The organism is Tunicatimonas sp. (assembly GCF_049647865.1).
Classification (GTDB): Bacteria; Bacteroidota; Bacteroidia; order Cytophagales; family Cyclobacteriaceae; genus Tunicatimonas.
Map to the genome: position 1 here is coordinate 1 of NZ_JBARYM010000725.1, position 8,273 is coordinate 8,273.

General features: G+C 48.1%; 4 protein-coding genes and 1 pseudogene. 1 reads left to right on the forward strand and 4 read right to left on the reverse strand.

Translation table 11 applies throughout. The annotated features are described in order from the left end of the window. Positions 1-995, reverse strand: a 995-nt coding sequence (locus WBA23_RS21190; protein ID WP_424584280.1) for a 6-bladed beta-propeller, incomplete at its 3' end; no start/stop codon positions are given. Between the two features lie 183 nt (positions 996-1,178). Between WBA23_RS21190 and tnpA the strand changes: the two are divergent. After that, positions 1,179-1,627, forward strand: a pseudogene (tnpA, locus tag WBA23_RS21195) (IS200/IS605 family transposase). Between the two features lie 70 nt (positions 1,628-1,697). On the opposite strand, the gene WBA23_RS21200 reads toward tnpA, so the two are convergent. The 3 genes from WBA23_RS21200 to WBA23_RS21210 form a co-directional block, all read right to left on the reverse strand. Further along, the gene (locus WBA23_RS21200) at positions 1,698-3,155 is read right to left on the reverse strand and encodes a DUF1501 domain-containing protein (RefSeq protein ID WP_424584281.1); all 1,458 of its coding nucleotides are present in this window, start codon (positions 3,153-3,155) and stop codon (positions 1,698-1,700) included. Between the two features lie 6 nt (positions 3,156-3,161). After that, positions 3,162-6,341, reverse strand: a complete 3,180-nt coding sequence (locus tag WBA23_RS21205; RefSeq protein WP_424584282.1) for a DUF1553 domain-containing protein — start codon at positions 6,339-6,341, stop codon at positions 3,162-3,164. A gap of 89 nt (positions 6,342-6,430) precedes the next feature. Continuing rightward, positions 6,431-8,101, reverse strand: a complete 1,671-nt coding sequence (locus WBA23_RS21210; protein WP_424584283.1) for a dipeptidyl-peptidase 3 family protein — start codon at positions 8,099-8,101, stop codon at positions 6,431-6,433. Positions 8,102-8,273: the final 172 nt, after the last annotated feature.

The following is an 8,273-nucleotide window of genomic DNA, read 5'->3' on the forward strand; positions in this document are numbered from 1 at the left end:
TCAATACACACATCGTGGCAGTGGTTAAACAGCGGTTGCTTCTGCACCATTAGTTGCAGCTCACCGTCGCGATACACCGGTTCAGTACCACCAGGATTCGAGATTACCTTGTTGTTCTTACCTAAAATCGTTACAAAACCCGAGTCAGGGGTTTGGTTTAGGTACTTCAAACGCGACCAGCACACTCCGGCGTACAAGTTTTCATCATCAATCACTGGGCGGCACACGTAAGCTCCGGGCAAAAAGATCGTCTCTATATACTCACCATCCAGCGAGAATCGCTTAAATGCATTGTGGGCACGAGAAGTGCAAAGCAACGTTAAGTTATCAGGGTTGCGGGTGTCAATGGCTACGCCGTGAGCGGTAGAAAATTGAGAATCACCATCGCCCTTGCCGCCAAAATGGCGAATATAGTTTCCATCAGCGTCGTACTGAATAATATACTGATGACCATAGCCGTCAGCTACGTAAATATCGCCATTGGGAGCAATCGCTGTTTCGGTAGGTTTATAAGGATCTTCCTCTTCATATATACCTAACTCGTGTGGGGTTTTCAGGGTCATTAGCTTCTTACCATCTACTGTCGTTTTGTCAACCCGCCCCCCCGGATCGCAAATAAACAGTACATCTTCTCCACCTTCATCAAATATCGTTAAGCCGTGCCCCCCCGGATATTGATCTCCCCACGAATCTAGCAACTTACCTGATTTGTCGTAAATAATAATATTGTTCTTAGTCTCGTCAGTAATCATGATGAGTCGCCCTTGAGAGTCCATCACCATTTCGTGGCAATTATTTACCGGGGTCTCGCTAGGGTTAAGATCTCCCCATTCTTTATGTACTCGATATTTGAAGTCTCCGTGACCAATAATGTCTTCCATGAGTTTAGGTTTAGTAGGTTGAATATAAAAGTTATAAGGAGTTATAAAAGCAGCTCCGGCAAGAGCGGTAGTTCCTTTTAAGAAGTTACGACGAGAGCTAGATGATTCTGACATGATAGATTAAATGTTGTGTATTGAGTGTCAGTAAATATACTAAGCTCAATGCTAAAGTGGTACAGAGAAGGTGATTTTCTGATCATCAGAAAAAAACAGAGAAATATAAATGCGATTAATGTATCAATCTGGGGGAAAATCCCTCGCCTTTAGGCGAAGACTTTAGTTTTATATTTTTGCGGGATGCAACACTATCGCAAGACATCCCATACCACCTATGACTGCAAGTATCACATTGTATGGATCACCAAGTATAGGAAGAAAGTATTAGGCGGTGAAGTTGGTAAACGAGTCCGGGAACTCGTGCGAGAGATATGTAAGCGCAACGAGGTGGAAATTCTACGAGGTCATGTGTCCAAAGATCACGTACATTTGTTTGTCTCAGTGCCACCTCATTTGGCTGTGTCCAAGTTAGTTCAGTATTTGAAAGGAAAGAGCCGACGCGGCGCGGTTCATACAAGCTGATGCAGGAAAACAAACAGATATCAAGACTGTTCTGGGGTCGTCATCTTTGGGCGCGCGGGTATTTTGTGGCGACTTCGGGCAATATTACCGATGAGATAATTATGGAATATATCAAAAACCAAGATGCTAGTGATACAGACGGTGAAGAGTTTACAACCGTTGAATAGCTTTAGTCGGCTTTAGCCGAAGTCAAACCCATCGGTCTTTAGCCGATGGTAGTTTAGTTCGCAATAGTACTTACGCTAAAACACCTTTCACCAGCTTGCCGTGTACATCGGTCAGGCGGTAACGCCGACCCTGATGTTTAAACGTCAATCGCTCGTGGTCTACACCCAGCAAATGCAATAACGTAGCTTGGAAGTCGTGCACGTGAACGGGGTCTTTCACAATGTTATAGCTAAACTCATCGGTTTCGCCGTAGGTGATGCCTGGTTTGGTTCCTCCACCCGCCATCCACACGGTGAAGCAGCGCGGATGATGATCGCGCCCGTAATTATCGGCGGTCAGCCTTCCCTGGGAGTAATTGGTTCGGCCAAATTCTCCACCCCAAACCACCAATGTATCATCTAGCAAACCGCGTTGCTTCAGGTCTTTTACCAAAGCGGCCGAAGCCCGATCAGTATCGCGGGCTTGAGAAGTAATCTCGCGGGGTAAGTCGGTATGCTGATCCCAGCCTAGGTGATAAAGCTGGACAAATTTTACATCCCGTTCGGCCAAGCGACGAGCCAGTAAACAGTTAGCCGCGTACGTTCCGGGTTTGCGGGCTTCTTCGCCGTACATCTCAAACGTACTATCTGGCTCATCCGATAAATCTAGCGCATCGGGTACCGAGGTTTGCATGCGGTAGGCCATCTCGTACTGAGCAATCCGCGACTCAATTTCGGGGTCGCCGAAATCCTGTAAGCGTAGTGTATTAAGTTCACTCAAACGATCGAGCACATCACGACGAGTTTTGGCATCCATACCCTCCGGGTTGTTCAGGTACAGCACCGGATCGCTCCCCGCCCGAAACTGCACGCCCTGATGCAAAGAGGCCAAAAAGCCATTTCCCCATAGCCGGGAATAAATAGGTTGCGGCCGTTGCGCGCCCCGCGATAGCAGCACAATGAAGGTTGGCAAGTTCTGATTGTCGCTACCTAAGCCGTAACTCAGCCAAGAGCCTATACTAGGGCGGCCCGGTTGCTGCGAACCGGTCTGGAAAAAAGTGATAGCCGGATCATGGTTGATCGCCTCGGTATGCATGGTTTTAATGTAGCACAGTTCATCGGCAATCTCCGCCGTGTACGGCATTAGCTCACTTACCCAGGCTCCGCTTTGTCCGTACTGCTTAAAGTCAAACATAGGCGCGGCCAGCGGAAAGGAAGACTGATTAGCGGTCATACCCGTAAGTCGTTGCTCACCCCGCACCGAGGCGGGTAGCTCCTCCCCGTGCATCTTGCGCAGCATAGGTTTGTAATCAAACAAGTCCATCTGAGAAGGCCCGCCACTCTGGAACAGATAGATCACCCTCTTCGCTTTGGGAGCTACATGAAGTTTATCCAGTATACCCGCTTCCGGCTGAGTGTTTCCACCAAGTGTGCTCCTTGAGTCACAACCTAATAGGTTTCCTAAGGCCAAGCCACCTACGCCTAAGCTCAAACGGGACAAAAAGTGCCGACGGTTTAATTGATGAAAATGTTCACCTAAAATATCCATAACCTATTAACTTCTAAATTTAGCTTCGTCGAGATTGAACAACGTATTGGCTACAATCGTCATTGCCGCTAGGCTTACTGAGTTCAATTGCTCATCGTAGGGTGCTTCCCCCGTTTGTAGTAGTTTTGCGGCTTCATTTTTCTGGTCTTGGTAATAAGCCTGCTTTTCTTCGTATAGGCTAAGCAAAATTTCCAGTTCATCTTCCGTTGGAACCCGGGATGTAACCGCCCGAAATCCGTGGGTGATCTGGAGTTTTGGGTCTCCGGTATTTTCCTTCAACATCACTTCCGCTAGCTTACGAGAGGCTTCCACTAACTGAGGATCGTTTAGTAGAGCTAGTGACTGAAGCGGAGTGCTGGTACTTTGTCGTTTCACCGCGCAGAGCGTACGTTCAGGGGCATCAAACATCACCATCGTCGGGGGTGGGATTGTTCGCTTCCAGTAGGTGTACAGACTGCGACGGTACAATCCTTGCCCTTTGCTCGGGCGATATTTGTTTTCTCCAATCTGGTTGGCCATCGCCTTCCAGATACCGGCCGGTTGGTAAGGCTTTACCCATTTTCCACCAATACTATCTACCAATAAGCCACTAACTGCTAACGCATTGTCCCGGAACATTTCGGCCGTAAGGCGAGCATTAGGCCCCCGAGCTAATAAAAGGTTCTCCGAATCCTTTCGGTATTTTTTAGGATCAATCTCGGCTGACTGACGGTAGGTAGCCGACATCACAATAAGCTTCTGAAGGGCCTTTACATCCCAACCTGATTCTCTAAATTCTACCGCTAGCCAATCCAGCAATTCGGGGTGGGTAGGCAAGTCGCCCTGATTCCCGAAGTCTTCTGGTGTGCCTACCAAACCTCGGCCAAAGTACATTTGCCAAAACCGATTTACGGCTACTCGAGCAGTTAGCGGATTATCTTCGTGAATGAGCCACTGTGCTAATCCAAGACGATTTTGCGGATATTTTTCGTTAAAAGCTAATAAAGCACCGGGAGTATTAGGGTTTACCGAATCAGTGGGGGCATCGTAAGCCCCCCGGGCAAGAATGAAGGCAGGCTTCCGCTCTTCCTGTTCCTGCATCACCATTACATTAGGAATGTTAACATCGGTAGCCCGTAGCTTTGCCAGTCTTTCATTTACCGATTGAAAATCCTGACGGACACTCGCTAAATAATGATGGTACAAATTCTCTTCCGAAGTATCCAATGGTGTTTCCGCTAGGGTTTGTACTTCCAAGGGACTAAGTGTCCGGTGGTAAAGTCGTACTTCGTCAATAGTGCCTCCGGCAAAACCGTAGGTATCGGTAGAGCGGGCTCGGTGGTTCCAGTGTCCAACCAAAAAGGTATTGCCGTTCTGGATCGGATTTCTGCCCAGATTATCTTGCTGTACCGTGAGTGCTTGAGCTTTTCCATCAACGTACAATTGTACCCCTTGGGCTTTCCCCGAACCATCGTAGGTAGCAAATACATGGGCCCACTGCTGCGGACTAATCCTTGCCTTCGTCGTCACTTCAATGTACTGCTGTCCCTCGTGGTGAATTATGCGTAAGCTCAAGCGATTATCTGTAGTCAACGTTAAATCGTAGCCCTGGCGTTGAATTTCTCCGTTGCGTCGACTGAATAACCCTGCCCGCTTTTCATGCTGATTGGTATGTTGAATCCATCCACCGAACGAGAAGTGTTCGTAATGATCAAAATCGCCGATGTCGCCCAGCGTGAGGAAGTTTGAGCCATCAAACTGCAGTCCTTTTCCTTTCTTAGTAGAAACGTGCTCGGGCAACGCTATTTTGGTAGGAAGGGCCACATTCATTCGGGCGGGTAACGAGCCATCGCTACTTCGGAACTCTTCATTTTCCAGAACATCTAGCTCAAAGTGCGCGATCAGGTCAGTTTCAGTGTCCACCGTTTCTTCGATAACGTTATTTGCTAACCAGTTCTTGAAAGATTCGTCCGGCCGTTTCTCTATTTGCTGTAGCTTATCTTCCAATACCAGAATTGTAGAATCTACGAAGGCTTTCTTAGCTTCCAGTTCAGCATCTTGCACCCGCATGGTTGGTTCGGGCGATTGGTCAAGGTAGTTGATTTGTCCGCGCTCGGGTACGTTATTGAAAAAGGCAAACAGTTGGTAATATTCCTTCTGAGAAATGGGATCGTATTTATGATCGTGGCAGCGAGCGCATTCCACGGTGAGACCAAGAAAAGCGGTAGAAAAAGTGTTGGTTCGGTCGGCAACGTATTCGGTCAGGTACTCCTCCTCAATCACTCCACCCTCCTGGGTAATGGCGTGGTTACGGTTAAATCCGGTGGCTAATTTCTGCTCGTAGGTAGCGTTGGGTAGTAAGTCACCCGCCAGTTGCCAAGTAATAAACTGGTCATAGGGTAGATTTTTGTTAAAAGCATTGACTACCCAATCGCGCCAAGGCCACATGGTTCGGGGGCGATCATCCTGATACCCGTGGGAGTCGGCGTAACGGGAAGCATCCAGCCAAGTTGGGGCCATTCGTTCTCCGTAGTGCGGAGAGTCTAGCAAACGCTCCACTACCTTTTCATAAGCCTCAGAAGAATCATCTTGCAAAAATTCGGCGATTTCTTCTGAAGTAGGAGGCAAGCCGGTTAGGTCAAATGTCACCCGACGCAGTAGTTTTTCTCGGCTAGCTTCGAATGAAGGTTTCAGGCCCTCTTGCTCGAGACGCGCCAGCACAAATTGGTCAATCGGGTTGGCTATCCAATCCGCTTTTTTAGCTTCAGGAAGTTCAGCCTGTTCGGGTGGAGTGAATGACCAGTGAGGCTTCCATTCCGCTCCCTGTTCGATCCATTTTTTTAATACTTCTTTCTCGTATGTAGTTAACACCAGATTAGACTCAGGCGGAGGCATCACTTCCTCGGGATCGTCCGAGGTAATACGTTGGTAAGCTACGCTTGCTTCCAGTCTGCCAGGAACAATAGCGTGGCCTTCACTTTCGGTCAGAGCAGCAAACGCTCCCCCTTCCGTATCCAGCCGCAACCCCGCTTCCCGATGATTATTATCCGGGCCGTGGCAAGCAAAGCAACGATCGGACAAGATGGGTTTGACGTGGAAATTGAAGTCTACTTTTTTAGGAAGCTGCTTAATTTCCTCAGCAACCTTTTCCTGCTGCTGACAGGCTACGATAAATAGTAGTAGACTGAACGATATAGCTTTATACATAAAACAAGCTCTTCCTACCAAGATAAGAAAAGATTGCTAGCTTAATCGAAATTATGCGTACAATTAACCCGAAGTCAGTGACAGCTACCCTAAAGAGAGGGTAATCCCAGCACATCCGCACCCTGCTCAAAGGTCACGTCTACCGGAATGCTTTGTTCGGATAGGCGGTCTAAATCCGCCTGCAACTGTGGGCTGATCGTTCCCTTTTCGGCTACTAACTGGGCAACCCCATCGTAGTCACCATCGCCCTGCAAGGTCAGAATATCCTGGGATAGATCGTTCATGGCCTGCTGCATCTGATCGTAGTTTACGCGGTAGGTGCCGGTTTCAGCATCGCGCTCAAAGGCTCCTTTTTCTTGGAAGTAGCTAAACCGAATCATGTTGGCTTTGCCATGGGCACTGGATGCCCCGAAGCGCACCGAGCGGAAGATGCTGGCTAGAAAAGTAGTATAGAATTCCTTCAGATCGCCTTCCAGTTCTCCGTCTTTGTGCAACTGAGTTACCATGTACAAACCAAGCACATCGGCTTTTCCCTCTTCCAGTGCCGAAGCGTGTTCCTTCAAGGCTTCACGGACCGTGCTCTGGCCGTCAATGGTATTTTTGATACCTAAGCCGTGGGCCACTTCGTGGAACATGGTGTTGGCAAAGAACGCATCAAAAGTGATATACTGCCGCTGTTCCGGGTCAATCAAGACTTCAGCTAGCGGTACTAAAATTTCGTCGTACTTCGCCTGCATAGCATTCTTCAGTTGCAGTCGGCGGGTACCCTTCTTGAGTTGTACTTCTTCGTCGTTGGGCAAATTGATCGCTATAGTTTTACTACCGGCGTTGCAATCACCCGCGTAATACACTACATCGTAAGCGTTTAGCTCAGCATCGCTACCGGGTTTCTCTTGCTTGTATCGGTCGTCTACCGGAAGATTTTCCTGTAGTTGCGGTAGAAACTGAGCGTACTTCGCCAGTCGCTGGCTCCATTCCTGATCTTTAATTAGGATGTAGGCTTCGTGGGCCGCCTTGTAGCCAAATAGCTGATCTTCGTAGGTTTCAATTGGGCCAATTACCACGTCGATGGCGTTGTTTTTTACATCCATCCAGGCCAGATCACTTGCTTGGTATTCGTCGGTGAGCAATGCTTCAGATCGCAACTCCAGATACTTTTTAAATTCAGGATCTTCGGCTAGCTCAGCAGCTTGCTTCAGTAAATCGGAAGCTTGTTGTACTTCTTCAGCAAACATTTCGTGGTAAGGAATGCTGATTAGTTCGCCGCTTTCGTTGCGCCGGATAAAGGTGTATAAACTCGCTTTATCGGCTAGTTCCGCTTGCTCAAATTCTTCCTTAGTCATATTGGCCGGATAGAAATTAGCTCCTGCCGGTTTTGGTCCCACTCCCTCCACAAAAGGCTTGTTATTATCCAGCCGATCCCAGGGTCCGTAATTGATATTGATGTATTTTTTTAGACCGTCATCGTCAACCATACCGATTAAACTGTCTTGCTGCCCGTAAGCTTCATACCAGAATAATCCGTCCATAATATCGGCAGCTTCAATCAGCAGGGAGATTATTTGCTGCTGGTTATCGGAAAGGTGATCGAGAGAAGTCTCGAGCCGGACATTGGTGTATTTATCCAGCCGGTTGCTAATAGAGTTAGAGGTAGTTTCCGCCGGACGTTGGTCAGCCGATGACGATTCGGAAGAAGAACCGCAATTGGATAGTAGAACAGCGCAGCACCCGATTAGGAGATTGGTAAGTAGCCGATTCATGATGACTAGGTTGAATTAACAAAGGTACGCCAAAGCTACGAAAAATTTGAAAGCTACGGATCAACGTATCTTGAAGAAACTTCCGAGGCTTTAGATTTGAATCGGAAGTTTTCGTTCGGCGGCTTCATACACCGCCTCCTGCACCCGCAGCGTTTTTAGATAGTCTAAACCA

What these genes read in the sequence shown, in the direction of transcription:
- WBA23_RS21210 (WP_424584283.1), bottom strand. Translation starts at nt 8,101, where the DNA reads ATGAATCGGCTACTTACCAATCTCCTAATCGGGTGCTGCGCTGTTCTA.
- WBA23_RS21205 (WP_424584282.1), bottom strand. Translation starts at nt 6,341, where the DNA reads ATGTATAAAGCTATATCGTTCAGTCTACTACTATTTATCGTAGCCTGT.
- WBA23_RS21200 (WP_424584281.1), bottom strand. Translation starts at nt 3,155, where the DNA reads ATGGATATTTTAGGTGAACATTTTCATCAATTAAACCGTCGGCACTTT.